Origin of the sequence: Paraburkholderia caffeinilytica (genome assembly GCF_046030355.1) — a bacterium.
GTDB lineage: Bacteria > Pseudomonadota > Gammaproteobacteria > Burkholderiales > Burkholderiaceae > Paraburkholderia > Paraburkholderia caffeinilytica_B.
The window spans coordinates 1-16988 of record NZ_JAQQCQ010000016.1; the positions used below are offsets into that span (position 1 = coordinate 1).

A 16988-nucleotide genomic window follows, 5' to 3' on the forward strand; every position below is an offset into this window, starting at 1 on the left:
ACGCTAATAAACCACTAGCAATTCAAGAAAAGGCCAAACCGCTAAAAACACAAACACCAAGCGCCGCAGGCAAAACCCCTTTTTTAGTCAGACAAATAAAAAACAGCGGGTTTCCCCTCCCCTGCAGAGCAAAGCCCCCCAAGCCGTAAACACAGTCAGCGACAAGCCACTCGCTACAAAGCCAAAAAAGTGAAAGCACAACCACCCTGACCGACCACCTCGCGAAAGCGAAAGCAGAAAGCCCATCGCTATGACTCTGAACAAAAAACTAGCCTCAATGATCGCGGTCCTCTGGATCGGCCTGATCCTGATCGGCGGCTTCGGCGCATGGCAAAACCGCGCGTCGATGATCTCGGACCGTCGTGATCAACTGACCTCCCTGATCGACCAGGCCGATCACATCGTCAACCGCTACTACACGCTCGCCCAGCAACACACGATCACCGAAGACGACGCCAAAAAGCAGGCGCTCGACACACTCGCCGCCATGCGCTACGGCAAGGACGGCTACATCTCCGTCAACGACTCCCAGCCGGTCATGCTGATGCACCCGTTCAAGCCGGAAATGGTCGGCAAGAAACTGGCGCAATTCACCGACCCGGCCGGCAACCATCTGTTCGTCGATATCGTCAAAGCAGGCAGCCGTGACGGCGGCGGCTTCGTCGATTATCTGTGGGCCAAGCCGGGCAGCAGCGAACCGGTGGCCAAAACCAGCTACGCAGGCCACTTCGCGCCGTGGGACTGGTATCTCGTCACCGGCATGTACATGGACGACGTGCAGCACGCGTTCTACGCCAATCTGCTGCGCTGGCTCGTCATCACCGTGACGCTCGGCGCGATTGCCACAACGGTCATGCTGCTGGTGTTGCGCAGCATCCGCCGTACGCTCGGCGGCGATCTCGAAGTCGCGGTCGAAGCGGCCCAACTGATGGCGCACGGCAATCTCGCCACCCGCGTGCCGCTGCAAGCGAACGACACGGGCGGCAGTCTGTTGCACGCGCTCCACACCATGCAGGCCGGTCTCGTCGATACGGTGTCGCGCGTGCGTCTCGGTACCGACAACATCAACATCGGCGCGACCGAAATCGCCGCCGGCAACACGGATCTCTCGCAACGCACCGAGGAACAGGCCGCGGCGCTCGTCGAAACGGCGTCGAGCATGGATCAGATGACGGTCAACGTGAAGCAGAACGCGGACAGCGCACTGCAAGCGGCGCAACTCGCCGGTCAGGCGGCGGATGTGGCCACGCGCGGCAGCCGCGTCGTCGACGACGTGGTCCGCACGATGGGCGAAATCACCAGCAGTTCGCGGCAGATCGGCGACATCATCGGGGTGATCGACGGCATCGCGTTCCAGACCAACATTCTCGCGCTCAATGCAGCCGTCGAGGCGGCCCGCGCGGGCGAGCAGGGACGCGGCTTCGCGGTGGTCGCCGCGGAAGTGCGCAGCCTCGCGCAGCGCTCGGCCACGGCCGCAAAGGAAATCAAGGCGCTGATCGAAACTTCCACTCATACCGTCGAAGCAGGCGCTTCGCTGGTCGCCAACGCCGGTTCGACCATGGGCGAAATCGTGCAGTCGGTGCGTCGCGTGAACGAAATTCTCGAGGAAATCAGCAACGCGTCGCGCGAACAGAGCGCGGGCATCGAACAGGTCAATCGCGCGGTCGGCGAAATGGATCAGGTCACGCAGCAGAATGCCGCGCTCGTCGAAGAAGCCGCTGCCGCGGCCCATTCGCTGAAGGATCAGGTGGGCGTGCTGCGCGAGGCAATCTCGAGCTTCGCTTTGCCGGCCTGAGGCCGCCGGCGCTTTTCAGGCAGCGGGGCACCAGCAGAAAAGAGATGCACAAAAAGAAGGCGCTCTACAGGCAGAGAGCGCCTCTTTAACACGCCGCGTCGGAGTCGACGCATTAATCGAACGAGCCAGCCGCGCGGATTTTTCAAGTCCGCGCGGCTTTTTTGTGGCGCCAGCGTCTGCGCCCGTGGCCGTCACGTCCGATCCCGCAACAATGTCCCCTTGCATGGATCTCGCATCCAGATTACGTTCTTATTACAATCGAGGCAGCGTCGATTGCGGCAGCCCATGCCAAATGGCTGCGCAACGCAAGGTATTCATCGCCGCCGATTCGGGCGGCGCAGGCTAATCCCGCTGCACGCCACGCGCGTGCGGCTTTCACTCGAGGAGCACGCTCGACAGTCACGCGTAACCGACCACCGGCCTCGCCGGTTTCTCGCCCTCGCACTGCTGTTCGTTACTCGCACTCATGATCCAAAAGAAGAAATCGCAGTCGCACGATCCGTACGCGCCCGTCGCGAAGAACCAGTTGCTGGCCGCGCGCCTGCCGATGTGGCGCTCGAAACTTGTCGTCCTGCTGGTGTTCGGCGCGTTCGCGTCGCTGGCGGCGCGCGCGTTCTGGGTGCAGGTGGTCAATCAGGACTTCTACGTCGATCAGGGGCAAAAGCGCTATCAGCGCACGCTCGAACTCGACGCGACACGCGGGCGCATCGTCGATCGCAATGGCTCGATGCTCGCCGTCAGCCTCGCGACCTACGAGATCTGGGCCTCCCCCAAGCTGCTCGACGAAGCCTCGTTCGCACCGCTTTCGAAGCTGCTCGACCTGCCGCTGGCGGAATTGCGCCGGCGTCTGAACGGCGACAAAACCTTCGTGCTGCTCAAGCGCCAGGTGGATGCCGACACCGCCGATCATCTCAACAAACTGGGGCTCGCCGGCATCACGCAGATCGCGGATTCGAAGCGCTTTTATCCCGAAGGCGAATCGGCGGCGCACGTGGTCGGCTTCACGGATATCGAGGACAACGGCCAGGAAGGCGTCGAGCTCGCCGCCAACGAGCAACTGCTCGGCGTGCCGGGCCAACGCGAAGTGATCCGCGACCGCCTGGGCCGGGTGGTGTCCGAGACCCGGCCGCGGGTGCCCGCGCAGAACGGCGACACCATCCATCTGACGATCGACCGGCGCATCCAGCAACTCGCGTACACACAACTGAAGGACGCCATCGCCAAACATCACGCCGAAGCCGGCAGCGTGGTCGTGCTCGATGCGCGCAACGGGGAAATTCTCGCGCTCGCCAACTATCCGAGCTTCGATCCGAACGACCGCGCGCGGCTCACCGGGCGGCAACTGCGCAATCGCGCGGTGGTCGACACCTTCGAGCCGGGCTCGACGATCAAGCCGGTCGTCGTCGCGCTGTCGATCGACGAGGGCAAGGTGCGGCCGCAAAGCATCATCGATACCGCGCCGGGCTGGTACAAGATCGGCCCGGCGGTGATTCACGACACCTCGAATCACGGTGCGATGACCGTCGCCGAAGCGGTGCAGAAGTCGAGCAATATCGCGCTCGCCAAGCTCGCACTGAATCTGCCCGCTGAGAAGATCTGGAACAAGTATCAGGAATACGGGCTTGGGTTGAGGCCCGAGTTGACCTTCCCGGGTGTCGCGTCGGGCAAGGTACGCCCGTACAAACGCTGGCGTCCGATCGAACAGGCAACCATGGCGTATGGCTACGGCCTGTCCACTTCGCTGCTGCAGATAGCGCAGGTCTACACCGCCTATGCCGGCGACGGCACCCTGCATCACGTGAGTCTGTTGCGTAATAACGGAAATGGGAACGCGGACGGGACTGCGGGTGCGGGTGCGGGTGCGGGTGCGGGTGCGGGTGCGGGTGTGGGTGTGGGTGGCACGACTGAGCCCCCCCTCAAAGGCCATGCGGTCACAACGCCCGCCACCGCGCGCGCGATCCGTTCGATGCTCGAAATGGCCACCGGACCTGGCGGCACAGGGCGCGCCGCCGTGGTGGAAGGCTACCGGATCGGCGGCAAAACCGGCACGGCGCGCAAACAGGTCGGCGCGACTTACGCGAAAAACCGTTACCGCGCCCTGTTTGTCGGCATGGCGCCGATGAGCGACCCACGGCTGATCGTCGCCGTGATGATCGACGACCCGGCCGGCAAGGCCTTCTATGGCGGGACGGTGGCCGGGCCGGTGTTCGGCGCGGTGACGGGTGGCGCGCTGCAATTGCTGGGCGTGCCGCCGGATGCGTGAGGAGGATCCGTTGCGCCGTGAATCGCGTCTGACCGTTGCAGCGGCGACCGTTAGCGTGGCGCGTTATCGCTGCCCGCTTTCACCAACGCCTCGATGCGATTGCGGCCGTTGCGTTTGGCCTGGTACATCGCCCGATCCGCCTCTTCCATCATCGCGTGGCCGTGTGCGTGCGCGTCGGCCGGGGCGCCGGTAATCGTGCGCGCCGCCACGCCGATCGATACGGTCAACGCAATGCGTTCGCCGTGGTCGTCCTGCAAATCCAGCTTTTCGACAGCCAGCCGCACACGCTCGGCGACGGTCAGCGCATCGGCCCGATCGCCTTGCAGCAGCGCGGTAAACTCCTCGCCACCGTAACGCGCCACGGTATCGCCCAGCCGCACCTGCTGCCGCACGCAGGCCGCCACCGCCGCCAGAGCGCGGTCGCCAGTTTGATGTCCGTAGGTGTCGTTGATACGCTTGAAGCTGTCGATATCGATGAAAAGACACGCGACCGGCACGCCATACCGGACGGCTCGCATGATTTCCTCGCGCAGCCGTTCATCGAAGTAGCGGCGATTGGCGAGGCCGGTCAGCGAATCGGTCATACCGAGTTGCTTGAGCCGCTCACGATGCGCGACATTGTCGAGACTCGCCGTGACGATGCTCGCAAAGCGCTCCAGAATATCCGTGCCCATGCCTTCGGCGAAACGCCCTGGGTCGTCGCTGCACAGGCATAGATAACCGCTGACGGTTTCGCCGGCGGCAAGCGGCAGCAAGATCGCACTCGCCGGCATGTCGACGTTACCGAAGAACGCGCGGCGCGCCATTTCATCCAGTTGGCCAAGTTTGCCTAGCCATGGCCGTCCCTCGTCGCACAGACCTTGGGCCGCGAGCCCTCCTTCGCGTGACGTTCTCAGATTGGGCTGGTCGAGCGCATCCAAAGCGCCCGGATCGAGCAGTTCGAGCAGCATCGGCGCGCGGTCGTCGAGCCACAACGTCACGCTCGCCAACGAAAACTCCTGCGGCAAATGGCTAAACAGCGTGTCGAGAAACGACGCGAAATCCTGCGCGCCGATCAACCTCAATTCGACGTTCTGGAAGCGGCGCAGCGTGCGCTCGTTGTGCTGCACGGTATCGACGAGCGAGCGCAGGCGGTCTGAAAGCGGCGTTTGAGCGAGATTCGTCACGTTATTGATGCGGGCCCGGAGGCGAAGCGGGGTCGGCAGCCCCAACCGCTGTAATAACGGCTAATTCCGCGAGGTCTTGAGGGTTGGATCACCACGCCCGCCAAACAGCGCTTTAACGGGGCGATCAGGTCGAAGCATCAAGTGCGGGATCAAGCACGGGAACAAGCGCAGGATCAAGCGCGGGAATTTGAGCGTGATCTTAAGTTTGGCTTAATTCTTACCTGTAACTATGGCACCCAACATCCCCTGTTGAGCCGCCAGAACATCGGCGGCGCTTTTTTCCCCGAGGGATGTCGCCGACGCGCCGATAGATGGACAGCATGCCTGCGAAGAAGGAGTCAAACAATGGTAGAAGACACGGTATTCGAGCATTTGCGCGCGATGCCCGGCAACGAATGGGTGCGTCAGATCCACTCGTGCAAGGTCTCGGACCCCTTGCAGCCCCCTTGGGGACGCTCGTACAGACTCGTCGAATGGACCATGAAGCACACCCCCGAATCGAGTCGCCGCGTGGTGCCCGCGGAAAGCACGCCACTCGAAATCGCCCAGGCGGTCGTGTCGCACATTCCGGGGCGCCGTTTCTGCCAGCACGGCGACGATTAATCGCACAGCCGGCAAGCTGCCCTCAGTTTTTCGCGCGCTTCGCCACCTCTTCCTCGAACAGGGCGAACTCTTCCCCTGCGGCTTTTGCGACACTCGGCCGCTGCATCAACCGTTTGTAGTAACCCGCAACCGCCGGCCATTGCGACAGATCGATGCCGCCATGCGATGCCCAGTTCAACACGGTGACCAGATACGCGTCGGCCACGCTGAATGCGTCGAGCAGATACTCGCTTTGCGCCAGGTGAGCTTGCAGAACGCCTAGCCGCAACGCGGCCCTGTCGCGGGAATAGCGCTTCACGTCTTCGGACGCGCTCGCGTCGAGCAGCGGCACGAACACCACCTTGTGCAATTCCGTACTGATGAAACCGAGCCATTGCTGCAACCGCGCGCGCTGCGCCGTGCCCGCGGCAGGCGCAAGCCGTGCGGCCGGAAAATGATCGGCCACGTACGGCAGGATCGCCGTGTTTTCGGTCAACAGCCAGCCTTCGTCCGTGCGTAGCACCGGCACCTGCCCAAGCGGACCGATCGGATAGAAGTCCGAGCCGTCCAATAGCTTTTTCGACCTCGTGTCGACCTGGATGAACCCAGCCTGTGCCCCCGCCTCGTACAACGCGATTCGGGTGGCCAGTGAACAGGCGAGCGGCGAGAAGTACAGATCCATGGGGAATCCCCTGTCGTTGGTGTTTTTGTACTATATTGCATATAAATCACTTCCGCCATATTTTTATGCAGACCGGTACAAAAAAAGAAGTCCGCCCGCGCGGCCGTCCGCGTGCCTATGATTCCGACCAGGCGCTCGCCGATGCAAGAGATGTATTCTGGCGCAGCGGCTATGCGGGCACCTCGCTCGATCAACTGAGCGTCGCGACAGGCATGAATCGCCCGAGCCTGTACGGCGCATTCGGCGACAAACATGCGTTGTATCTGACCACGCTGGAGCGTTATATCGAGGCCGGCCGGGTCGCGATGGTTCACGCGCTCGGCGAAGACCTGTCGTTGCCGCAGGCACTGCTGCGCGTTTATGACAACGCGCTCGCGTGGTACCTCCCCGCCGACCGCGATCCACTCGGCTGCTTCATGATCGGCACCGCCACGGTCGAGGCGGGGGATGACGCCGAAGTCCGCACCATGCTTGCCGAGGGACTGCGCATCTACGACAAAGCCTTCGAGAAGCGCTTCAAGCTGGCGCAGGCCGCGGGCGAACTGGCCGCCGATGCGCAGCCGCCCCTCCTCGCGAAGATCGCGTCGGCGATTTTGCACAGCCTTGCGTTGCGCGCCCGCGCGGGCGATTCGCGCGCGTCACTGCGGGCGACGGCGGCTGCGGGGGTGGCGTTGATATGCGGCAATACTGGCGAGTCACCTGTACCGGCAACGGGCAAAACCTCAGCGAGGGGACGAGGACGCTAGGCGGAAAGTGTTGCGCTCGCGTCGTTCGGTTTCCACCCGGATCACAGGCGGCCGAGGGTAGCCGCCTTTGCAATGCTTGACAGTCGCGTGGAACGGTTTTGCCTATGATGGGCGTTTCCGCCCGACACGCTACGGTTCCGACATGAGCTATCCGTACGACTTGATTACCGCCACATGTCTTTTCATCATCGTGGTCTCCACCTCCATCATGCTCGCGCTCACCTGAGCGTTACCTGAGCGTTGTAACGCCCCTCGGTGCGGGGGCATGAGCCGGTCAGCGCGCGCGACGCGTTGCTGTAAAAAAGACGGGCTATACTGTACATATATACAGTATTTTTCGTCTGAACAATGCGCCTTCCTCCCTTCGACCCTCCCACGCTCGCCGAACTGCGCGCCTGGTGGCGCACGCGCGACGAGCAAGCCGTCCAGCGGCTCATCCTCGAGATCCAGCGTCAACGACTCACGCTGCTGGAGTTGCGCAATCTGATCGACAGCGGCGTCCAGCAGGCGCGCGCCACCGACCGCACGCTCGTTGAACGCGGCGAACCATTAATGACGCTACGCATACGGATCGCGCAGGAAGTGCTGCGCGTGGGTGATATCGACGATACGCGGCAGATGAGCCGCGCCGAACAGGAAAAGCTCGCCGTGCGTACCCAGGGGCAGATGGAATACGCACGTGAGGGCCGCCTGCGGCGGCAGCGCCGGAATATCTAGCTTGAGCGTGCCAGCGTATTTCCGCGCACCCAAACGAAAATCGGCGCGCGGCCGCTTCAGCGCGTTTGCGTCGCGACGCGCAGGCCGAGCGAAATGAACAGCACGCCGATGATCTTGTTTTGCCAGCGGCTGAGCCAGGTCAGGCGTTTGACGAATTTGCCCAGCGGACGAATGGTCAGCACGATCAGCGTCGTATAAAGCGCGCTCATGCCGACGAAGATCAGTCCGAGCGTCGTGAACTGCAGAAATGAGGAGCCGTGCTCGGGGCGCACGAACTGCGGCAGGAACGCGAGGAAAAACAGCGCGGTCTTGGGGTTCAACACTTCGGCAGGAATCGCCTGAAAGAAGGCTTTGGAAGCGGATACCGGTGCGACGGCCGGCAAATGGGCGCTTGCCTGCTTTTCGCGCAAGGCGCGAATGCCCAGATAGACGAGATAGGCTGCGCCGACGAATTTCACGGCATTGAAGGCGAGCGCCGACGTCATCAGCAGGGCCGACAGGCCAACCGACGCGCCTAACGTGTGTATGAAATCGCCCACTGCGATACCGAGACCGGTGAGTATGCCGGCCTTGCGCCCACCATGCACCGTGCGGGTCAAAACCAGCAGCACGGCAGGACCGGGAATCAGAAAGAGCCCTAATACAACGGCAACGAAGGTTCCTAGCGTAGAAAGATCAAGCATGTCATCTCCTTTGTGGCGCGCCCGGTTCCGCGGACCGGCGCATGTTTAGCGGACGATTGTAGATCGTTCGCCGATTAGCCGCCGGCGATCCGTTGATCCGTTACCATTGCGGACACCGGGCCGCATGAGCGCCGCATGCGGCCCGGATCTTTTCATTCACTGAAGCCTTTTGCCTTGCCCACTTATACCTTGCCCGCGCCGCTCTCCGCGGAACTCGAGATTCGCAAGAGCCGTTTCATCGCGCATGCGATACCGGTCGCCGACCGCGACGCCGCGATGGCTGAGTTGCGACGCTTGCGCGAGGCGCATCCTGGCGCGACACATGTGTGCTGGGCGCTGCTGGCAGGAGGCCAGTCAGGCATGTCCGACGACGGCGAGCCGTCCGGAACCGCCGGCCGGCCCATTCTCGAAGTGCTGCGGCATCATGATCTGGACGGCGTGCTGGCCGCCGTCGTGCGGTATTACGGCGGCGTGAAACTGGGCGCCGGTGGCTTGGTGCGAGCGTATACCGATGCAATTGCCTCAGCACTATTGGACGCGCCGCGGGTGGAGAGAATTGCTCTGGTTACGCTGGTCGTCGAAGTAAGCTATGCCGACGAAGCAAAAGTGAGGAGATGGATCGAGGCCGAAGGTTATGGACTCGTAGACAGTGCCTACGGAATGCTGGTGAAGATGACGGTGCGGCTGCCCGTCAATGCGGTGGATGATGCCCGGCTAGCCCTGGTGGATATGACGCAGGGTAAGGCCGGGTTTTTTTGACCGTTTTACCCTCTTGTTGCCGTAACCACGTTCATGCAATTCGGGTAGCAGCCATCCTCTAATGACGCGGTGTCTATTGGAGAAACCGCTCGTTATGATGAGCGTGACTGTTTGAATCGTTCGAGAATTCCGGATCCTGATCCTGTTAAGAAGATGCACGGGATCGGCTCGCTGTTACCATGCTGCTCTGTACCGGATGACTCAACTTAAAAGGCAACTCCTCTGACCTCGACCGCCGCTTTTTCCAGCACGGCGCCCGCGTCGCCGCAACAGAGTCAGTCTCTGCGGCCATCGCCCGGTCCCGTGCGTCCGGCCCTGAGATCCGCCGTGCTCAAGGGTTGCGGCATCGTCGCACTGCCGTTGATGCTGTCCGCCTGCTCCTGGTCGTGGTTCGGCCTGAATTCCCCGCCGCGCGCGCCCGCGCATTCAACCGGCTGGCTCAGCGTCGCCCCTGCCCGTGATTTCGCCTATATGCCGGCCCGCAACGGCCAGGTTTCGCCGAACCGGATCGAAAACACGGCAATGACCGGCATCGTGCTCAAAAACGATATCAACGAGGCCGTGCGCAACAGCATTGCCAGCAGCTTGCAGGTCGCCGGCTTTCATCTCACCGAAGGCAGAAAAGTTCTGAGCGGCAGCATCGAGAAGTTCACGGTGGACGACGCGCGGTCACCGGCGTTCTGGACGCTGAAAATGCGCTATGTCGTGACCGATGTCGCGACCCAGAAGGTTGTGTTCTCAACCATCAAGACAGTCCGGCAGAAATCGCCTAAATTCACCAGCAATACCATCGCGATCGAAGACACGGTCAAACTGAGCGTCGACGCATTGATCAGCGACCCGGGCTTTGTCAATTCGGTGAATTGAGCGGATGGGCTGAATCGGTTTATAACACTGCGCCTTCCTGTCGCGGCTGAACGATTCGAGCCGGGACGCCCACTACCGTCACATCGGGCGGCACGTCGGTTGTGACAACCGCGTGTGCACCGATCTTCACATTGCGACCGATCGTCACCGGTCCCAATATACATGCGCCCGCGCCGATCAGAACGTTGTCGCCAATCACCGGCGCACCCGGCTGGCCCCGGCCGCCAATCACCACATGGGGCGCAATAACGATATCGTTACCCAGCACCGCCTGCCGATGCACGACAATGCCGAGCCCCTGATAGCCGAATACCACATTGCGCCCAACCGTGACAGAAGGCGGCAAGGACACCGAGAACACAACCCGGTTAAAAACCTTCAAAAGCCAAGGGAGAAAGGGCACGCGCAAACAATAAAGCAAATGGGCAAGCCGATAGAGATACAACATGAAACTCGTCCTGTTTAAAAAGACCGGAGCAGTTGTCCACTCGTCCCGGCGATCCGCTAGCGCTGAACAATCAGCGCCTTACCCAGCATCAGTGCAAACCGGCTATTCGTCACCAGATAGCGGCGCCACATTCGACGCGGTTCTTGCAGGACGCGAAAAAGCCATTCCAGACCCGCCCTTTGCATCCAGCGAGGCGCCCGGCTAACTTTACCGGCCACTACGTCGAACGTTCCGCCGACGCCCATAACGAAGTCGACACCCAGCGCGCTCTTCCAGCGGTTAATGAAATTTTCCTTGGTGGGTGAAGTGATCGCCACGAAAAGCATCCGTGCTCCGGACTCGCGAATACGGTCGACAACCGGTTGTTGGTCAGCGCCAAAATAGCCGTGGTGATAGCCAGCAATCCGAAGGCCCGAATAGCGTATTGCGCATAGTGTGGCCACTCGCGCGACAACCTCTTCCGTCGCACCGAGCAGATACACCGGCAGCCCAAGCCTCGCGGCCTCCGCAAGTAGCCTGTCGAAAAGGTCAACGCCCGCCACGCGTTCCGGAACCGCATGACCGAGCATCCGGGCCGCCCAGACCACACCCATTCCATCGACGCTGATCAGGTCGCAGGAACGGACCGACTTCGCGAGTTCCGTATCGGACTGCATATGCACGAGCTTCGCCACGTTGACCGCCACGTGCTGCGTGAACTGCTTCGCAATAGCCCTCTTCGAAATCTCGGCAACGGTTTCATCCATCGTCGCCGCATCCATTGGACACCCAAGTACTTCGATACGCTTCATCAAACTGCTCTCTCTTCTCGCCTCGCCGGCGTCCGCGTCCATAGTTAAACGCGGACGTCATACTCATTTCTTCGAGACCGAAACCGGCCCAAAGAACAACGTAACTTCACTGACATCGGATGGCGACGTATTCCATCCGGCCTTGTACAGTCCCATCTTGAGATAGGCGTCCTGCACACCGATATAAGCGTTCGGTGTCCCTTGCGAGGCAAACACCGAATGCCCGTCCTTCCACAATTGAGTCGATGCATGGTGACCGGAATCGTCGGCAACATAGCGCAGCGCCCAGTTGACCCACTTGCCCTGATCAGCGTCGGCGCAACACAGCCACTTCCCCGCTGAAACGGTCGTTGTATTCGCCCCGCCGCGTTCTGAAATTGCGTACCGATTGCCCTGCAATGCGAGCGCGATCGTCGGGCCGCCCGTCCACTCTCCCTGGTGGACCTGCGTGACAATGACCGCCTGTTTGGCATCGAATTTGAACCCGGCAGGAATGAGCGTGCTCCACCTAAGCAGATAGTCCGGACCCTGCGAAAAACGCACCGCTTTCGGGAAGATCAACTCCGCGCGAGGAACGCCGTTAGCAATCTTCGAAAAGTTCTCGGATTTCGACATCTGAACGCGTATGGCCTTTCTTCCGGCCATCACGGGATCGTCAACTACGACAATATCGCCGGCATTCGCCTGCACACCGATGCCCGCATCAATGCCGCCGCTCCATGTTGTCGAGAACAGCTTGTCGTATGTGCTCGCCAACGCTGTCATTTGCGGATCCGACCAGGTAATACTCATGTCCTGTGCGTTAACTACGTTGAATAGGAATCCAAAAATACCGATCGCGATCCATCGAAAGACGAACCTGCCGTTCATAGATATTCCTTTCCTTGTCGCACACTCACTGTCCGGTAGCAGTGAACGTACTGACTCACCACCGCCCCGACCGAATAGCGACTCAATGCCCGGGAAACTGCTGCTTTACCCATCGCATGCGCGATATCGGGGCGCTCGATCAAATGCCGGATTCTTTTCGCAAGCTCGCGCACATTGCCGCGACGCACCAGGTAGCCTGTCACCCCGTCCTCGACCAAATCCAGGAAACCGCCCACTTCCGTGCCGACCACCGGCCGGCCGATAAACATAGCCTCCAGTGTCGAGATGCCAAACGCCTCGAAATGACTCGGCATGCAAAACAGGCTGGCGTCGCGATAGAACGCGAGTTTTTCGTCGCCCTGTAGCCAGCCGACGAAGCGCACCTGATCGCTCACGCCGTAGCCAACCGCTGCACGCATCCATCTATCTGTGTCGCCGGTCCCCGCCAATCTCAGGTGGAAGTTCAACCCCTGACGGGTCAACAGCGCCGTCGCTTTCAACAGCTCGTCGATCCCCTTTCCTTCCGTAAATCTGCCGACAAACGCGACGTACGGAGTGAAATCCGCGCCCATCGCGTCCGGTTTGTCGCGCAGCGCCACACCTGCCATCGCCTCGGCGTCACATGCGGTGTTGCCGATCACATACAGGCCGTGCGTACCACCCCGGTAGTCCTGAAGCTCAGCCGCGATCGCTGACGACACCGCCACCACACCGTCCGCCCCGCGAATGAAACATGACACCGCTTGACGGGTAATCGAGCCACCGGTGCTCCAGAATGTCCTGAAGTTTCCTGCATGCAGATGGAAAATCGTCTTCTTTCCGACAAGCCGTGCAAGCACGTATAGGGCGAATTTTCGGTAAAAGGACCCACGGACCGATACGTGAAAGTGAACCAGATCGACGCCTTTCAACATCGCAGCCAGAAAGCGCGGAATATCGAGCAGGAAAAAACACAACATCGATCTCGCACTCTTGAAATCACGCGTTTCAAAGATTGCCGACGTCACGGCCTCGCGCTCGAAAAGGCTCCGTTGCGCACCGAGTTCAGCGAGAACGGATGCAATGCCGCCTCGCTGTCCCCGGCCGGGGCCTACGTGCAACACCCGTAACGGCTGCGTTTCATGGCGCGTGTTCGCGCCGGCGTCATTGTGCTTAGGCATCGCCGGACTTTCCTCGTGAAGCACGATGCTCGTCCGCAGCACGCTTGAGAAGCACGGCGATCATGGCCAGGTAAGGGCTAATGATCGCGGACACGAGGACGTGCCCCGCCGTGCATGCCGTCGCCATCAGAACGATAAAAAACCACTTGCCAAAACGCGGCGCGGTGCCGGTTCCGCCGTAAATGAACGCCTTCCCCATGCCCCGTAAGTAAAGGACACAAACCGGCAGGCCCATCGCCAACACCAGATCCGGCACGTCGATCTCGACGAGATAGCGCACCACCGGATAGCCACCCGTTAGCAGCGCCACGTAACCCTCTTTCGCCACGTCGTCCCACACATTCGCAAACTTGACGTCACGTCCGGACAGGATCAGGGTGAGCAAGCCGGTACCGCCAGTCTGGTCGTGCTGATACATAAAATATTGCAGGCTAAGCGCAACGGCGCTCCTGACACTCGGCATCGCCAGATAAGCGACCACCGCGATACCGGCCAATGTACCGACGACACCGAGCGCGCGTGCCGTCGCCTGCGGTACCCGGTGCCTGGAATAGAAATACGAACAGGTCACCACAACGGCCCCGGCCATCGCGGCTTTCGTGCCGACCAAACTCGAAGCCAGCACGATGCTGCCAATCAGCATTCCGTTCCGTATCGACCAACCGGACTTCAGCACGCTAAGCAGGCCGTAGCCCAGCCCCACTATCATCAGTGCGGATGCTTCGTTCTGCGCGTACACGATGCCCTTGTAGCCGGACCGGATCTGCGTGTCGGCCCAGTAACTACGAAACATGTCGATCGAAAACGCTGCGCCCGCGACAATTGACAATGCGTAGGCGAGCAGCGTGAAGCGCACGATTGGTTCGAGCCCCTCCAGTTGCCGGTCGCTCATTCCCGATAGCACCGCAAAGCACACAAAGAAGGAGAACACTTTGAGAATAAAGACGACCTGCTGGGCAAACTCCGCACCCGACATATCGCCGAACGTGTAGGTCACGGCTGCCGCCAGCATTGCGATCACAGCTAGCAAAGCGGTGCGCCAGCTCGATAGTCTCAACCTGCCGCTCGCCAACAACACCAACAGCAGCCCGGCCACCATGCTCCCCCGAACGAACAACGAGTAACGGGCGTCGCCACCCGCGGTATCGAACCCATGCGCGGCTCTGACGGACAGAAAATCCGCGAACGGCGACAACGCAAGGCCACCCGCGAATATGAGCCATCCCAGTGTGATAGGTGTCCGTCGTGCCGACTTCTGCGCGGGCATGCCCCTTTGGGCACTCCGCGGGTGTAGTGATGCGACGTTATTCATGGCGCGCTCTTCCGGCCTTGTTCGGCGAGAAAATCTGGTGCAACGCGATTGCACTCCAACGAGCTGCGGTTCGCACAAGGCGCAGTGGCCAGAGTGCCGCTTCATGCATCCACGTACGGGAGCGGATGCGCGCCTTACGTTCCCACTCAATGCTGCTAGGCAGCCGCTCAAAGTCTTCCCAGACGGCATAGGGACGCAATTCGAGCACGCGAGCCCCGCCGTGGTCCCGGTGCCACGGCCAGTCATCGAGCAGTGCGTCGATTGGACCGTCCGTGTAAGCAAGTGCCTGACGGGCAGCCTGGGCAGAGATCCAGTAGCCCACCGCTCCTGACGTCCATTGCTTGAACGGAACGCCGATTCTCAGTCCTGCGACGCTCGAGACTTGCCTGAGCGGTTCGTTGAAGTACGTCCACCGCGACGCCGCGCGCCGTAACTTGGATCGTCCAAGCAACACGATGTCGGCACTGCCCGACAATTCGAACTCGTTTGCACGCAGCACGCTCGCAAAGAATGCCGGCTCGAGGATCGCGTCATCTTCAAGAATCACCGCGGCGCGGCCCGTATCTGCAATCGTGCGCCACACTGAACGATGGCTCATGAAGCATGCCACCTCGGCAGCGGTCATTGAACGTCCATAACGACGGCGCGCCGCGTTGTCGCCATAAGCGGCATTCAGTTCGACTTCAGTAAGCGCCTGCGCATCGACCGCCTCCTCGATACGGAATGCGGCGCCATGATCGGTCAATACCTTGGCAATCGCCTCGCGACGGCCCGAGCGCAAGAGCGATATGACGTGAATGGGAACCTTGCTTTCCATCATCGATTCAACAGTTGAGTAAAGTGATTGCGCAACGACGGCTTGCACAAGATCATCGACACATAGATGCCGAGCAACGCGACCTCGGCGACGAGAAACGAAACCGCCGCGCCGTCTGCGCCAAAACGCGGCGTCAGGACAATCGCAAGCCCGACGTTCAACACGCCTGCCGCCAACATCATCAGCGAGCGGATACGTGTATTTCCGAACGGCACGAGAACCTGCAGACCGAGGAAGTAGGCCAGATTGCCGAAGACGGTCGCCAGACAAAGCAGCCTCAATACCGACGCTGAGCCTGCAAAACCGGCCCCCAGCACCGACGCCGTGAGCCATGCTGAGACACAGGCAACGGCGACCACACCGGCCACCGTCGTCGCCACGGTGGCGAGGGCGCCGATAGCAGTAAGCCGTGCAGCCGCCAGGGGCTGCACGCCAAACAGCGAGGCGATACGCGGGTAGCACACCGTATTGATCTGCGCCGGGACCATATTGGCCACGGTCTTCAGCTTGTCGGCCGCGCTGTAGATACCCACCTGATAGGGCGTCGTCATCGACGCGAGAATGACCGCATTCGTTACGCCGAACAGGCTCACCGACGCGGACGACAGAAACATGTCCGCGCTTTCCCGAATACGCGCCCAGACCGAACGCAGCGAAGCACTAGGGCGGCGCAAAACGCCTAGGCGCCATGCGGCCACCAGCGAGAACAGTCCCGTCAGGATCGCCGCCGCCCCCTGGATTCCCGCTGCGATAGCGACGTCGCCACTGTGATGCACGAACACGAATGTCAGCGGTAAAGTAAAAAAGCGTCCGGCTAGCGCCACGGTCGAAAAGATGGAAAACCGCTCCAGCCCCTGCAGCAACCAGTTCAATGTAAAAACGTTGCCGATCACCGTCAGCGACGCCGCGAGTACCACCGGATACACCGACGCGAGCCTGCTATCAAAGTGCGCGACGGCTAACAGCACGATGAAGGAGATCACGCAAAGGCAGCCCTTGGCGATCATCGTCGACCAGACGAGCTCGTTGAGAACCCCGGGTTGATCCCGGCATTCGACTACCGCCTTTGGACCGCTCAGAAAAAATCCCCATTCGGTCACGAGCATGCCGTAGGTGGCAATCGCAGTCGCATAGCCGAGTACGCCGAACTGCGCCGCGCCGAGTACGCGCGTCAGGTACGGAAATGTCGCTAGCGGCACGATGTAGTTGCCGACCTGCCACACCATCATGGCAAGGAAATTCGTGCGTAGACGTACGGCCTTTCTGGCGACCTCGGCGTGCTTCGCCGGCTGGCCGCTCACGAGACACTCCAACGCCGGCGCGCCGGGCC

The 16988-nt window shown here is 61.1% G+C and carries 17 protein-coding genes; 7 read left to right on the top strand and 10 right to left on the bottom strand.

All coding sequences use genetic code 11. The annotated features are described in order from the left end of the window. The first annotated feature begins 250 nt into the window (after positions 1 to 250). Positions 251 to 1795, top strand: coding sequence for a methyl-accepting chemotaxis protein (locus PQQ95_RS22885; RefSeq protein WP_408440982.1), 1545 nt, complete (start codon positions 251 to 253; stop codon positions 1793 to 1795). Between the two features lie 466 nt (positions 1796 to 2261). After that, positions 2262 to 4058, top strand: a complete 1797-nt coding sequence (locus tag PQQ95_RS22890) for a peptidoglycan D,D-transpeptidase FtsI family protein (RefSeq protein WP_408440985.1) — start codon at positions 2262 to 2264, stop codon at positions 4056 to 4058. A 50-nt stretch (positions 4059 to 4108) separates the two neighbouring features. Here the strand turns inward: PQQ95_RS22890 and PQQ95_RS22895 are convergent, their stop codons facing one another. Further along, a complete protein-coding gene (locus tag PQQ95_RS22895) occupies positions 4109 to 5224 on the bottom strand; it encodes a GGDEF domain-containing protein (protein WP_408440988.1) in 1116 nt (371 codons plus the stop codon). A gap of 345 nt (positions 5225 to 5569) precedes the next feature. Between PQQ95_RS22895 and PQQ95_RS22900 the strand changes: the two genes are divergently transcribed. Next, on the top strand, positions 5570 to 5827 hold the full coding sequence (locus PQQ95_RS22900) for a DUF2866 domain-containing protein (protein WP_093632986.1): 258 nt from the start codon (positions 5570 to 5572) through the stop codon (positions 5825 to 5827). A 22-nt stretch (positions 5828 to 5849) separates the two neighbouring features. Here the strand turns inward: PQQ95_RS22900 and PQQ95_RS22905 are convergent, their stop codons facing one another. Continuing rightward, positions 5850 to 6488: a glutathione binding-like protein gene (locus PQQ95_RS22905; RefSeq protein ID WP_408440991.1), complete on the bottom strand. Its 639-nt coding sequence runs from the start codon at positions 6486 to 6488 to the stop codon at positions 5850 to 5852. A gap of 65 nt (positions 6489 to 6553) precedes the next feature. On the opposite strand from PQQ95_RS22905, the gene PQQ95_RS22910 reads away from it, so the two are divergent. Both PQQ95_RS22910 and PQQ95_RS22915 read left to right on the top strand, forming a co-directional pair. Further along, positions 6554 to 7234 carry a TetR/AcrR family transcriptional regulator gene (locus PQQ95_RS22910; RefSeq protein WP_408440994.1) on the top strand — a complete coding sequence of 227 codons (681 nt, stop codon included), beginning with the start codon at positions 6554 to 6556 and terminating at the stop codon, positions 7232 to 7234. A 348-nt stretch (positions 7235 to 7582) separates the two neighbouring features. Beyond that, positions 7583 to 7951 carry a hypothetical protein gene (locus PQQ95_RS22915; RefSeq protein WP_408440997.1) on the top strand — a complete coding sequence of 123 codons (369 nt, stop codon included), beginning with the start codon at positions 7583 to 7585 and terminating at the stop codon, positions 7949 to 7951. Between the two features lie 56 nt (positions 7952 to 8007). On the opposite strand, the gene PQQ95_RS22920 is transcribed toward PQQ95_RS22915, so the two are convergent. Next, positions 8008 to 8634 (bottom strand): LysE family translocator, encoded by a 627-nt coding sequence (locus PQQ95_RS22920; protein WP_408440999.1) that lies wholly within the window; start codon positions 8632 to 8634, stop codon positions 8008 to 8010. Between the two features lie 135 nt (positions 8635 to 8769). Here PQQ95_RS22920 and PQQ95_RS22925 point away from each other — a divergent pair, with 135 nt between their 5' ends. Both PQQ95_RS22925 and PQQ95_RS22930 read left to right on the top strand, forming a co-directional pair. Further along, positions 8770 to 9393, top strand: coding sequence for an IMPACT family protein (locus tag PQQ95_RS22925; protein ID WP_408441002.1), 624 nt, complete (start codon positions 8770 to 8772; stop codon positions 9391 to 9393). 327 nt (positions 9394 to 9720) lie between these two features. Continuing rightward, the gene (locus PQQ95_RS22930) at positions 9721 to 10260 is read left to right on the top strand and encodes a hypothetical protein (RefSeq protein ID WP_408441005.1); all 540 of its coding nucleotides are present in this window, start codon (positions 9721 to 9723) and stop codon (positions 10258 to 10260) included. A 19-nt stretch (positions 10261 to 10279) separates the two neighbouring features. Here PQQ95_RS22930 and PQQ95_RS22935 read toward each other — a convergent pair whose 3' ends face one another. The 7 genes from PQQ95_RS22935 to PQQ95_RS22965 all read right to left on the bottom strand — a co-directional run bounded on the left by PQQ95_RS22935 (position 10280) and on the right by PQQ95_RS22965 (position 16959). Then, positions 10280 to 10708 carry a serine O-acetyltransferase gene (locus PQQ95_RS22935; RefSeq protein WP_408441008.1) on the bottom strand — a complete coding sequence of 143 codons (429 nt, stop codon included), beginning with the start codon at positions 10706 to 10708 and terminating at the stop codon, positions 10280 to 10282. Positions 10709 to 10764: 56 nt separating this feature from the next. Beyond that, positions 10765 to 11499, bottom strand: a complete 735-nt coding sequence (locus tag PQQ95_RS22940; protein WP_408441011.1) for a WecB/TagA/CpsF family glycosyltransferase — start codon at positions 11497 to 11499, stop codon at positions 10765 to 10767. 63 nt (positions 11500 to 11562) lie between these two features. Further along, a complete protein-coding gene (locus PQQ95_RS22945; RefSeq protein WP_408441014.1) occupies positions 11563 to 12369 on the bottom strand; it encodes a heparin lyase I family protein in 807 nt (268 codons plus the stop codon). Continuing rightward, on the bottom strand, positions 12366 to 13376 hold the full coding sequence (locus PQQ95_RS22950) for a glycosyltransferase family 4 protein (protein WP_408441017.1): 1011 nt from the start codon (positions 13374 to 13376) through the stop codon (positions 12366 to 12368). The genes PQQ95_RS22945 and PQQ95_RS22950 overlap by 4 nt, the downstream gene beginning before the upstream one ends. A gap of 145 nt (positions 13377 to 13521) precedes the next feature. Then, positions 13522 to 14628, bottom strand: coding sequence for an O-antigen ligase family protein (locus PQQ95_RS22955; RefSeq protein ID WP_408441019.1), 1107 nt, complete (start codon positions 14626 to 14628; stop codon positions 13522 to 13524). 205 nt (positions 14629 to 14833) lie between these two features. Further along, positions 14834 to 15661 carry a glycosyltransferase family 25 protein gene (locus tag PQQ95_RS22960; protein ID WP_408441021.1) on the bottom strand — a complete coding sequence of 276 codons (828 nt, stop codon included), beginning with the start codon at positions 15659 to 15661 and terminating at the stop codon, positions 14834 to 14836. Continuing rightward, positions 15658 to 16959, bottom strand: a complete 1302-nt coding sequence (locus PQQ95_RS22965) for a flippase (RefSeq protein WP_408441024.1) — start codon at positions 16957 to 16959, stop codon at positions 15658 to 15660. Before PQQ95_RS22965 ends, PQQ95_RS22960 begins: the two co-directional genes overlap by 4 nt. Between the last annotated feature and the right edge of the window lie 29 nt (positions 16960 to 16988).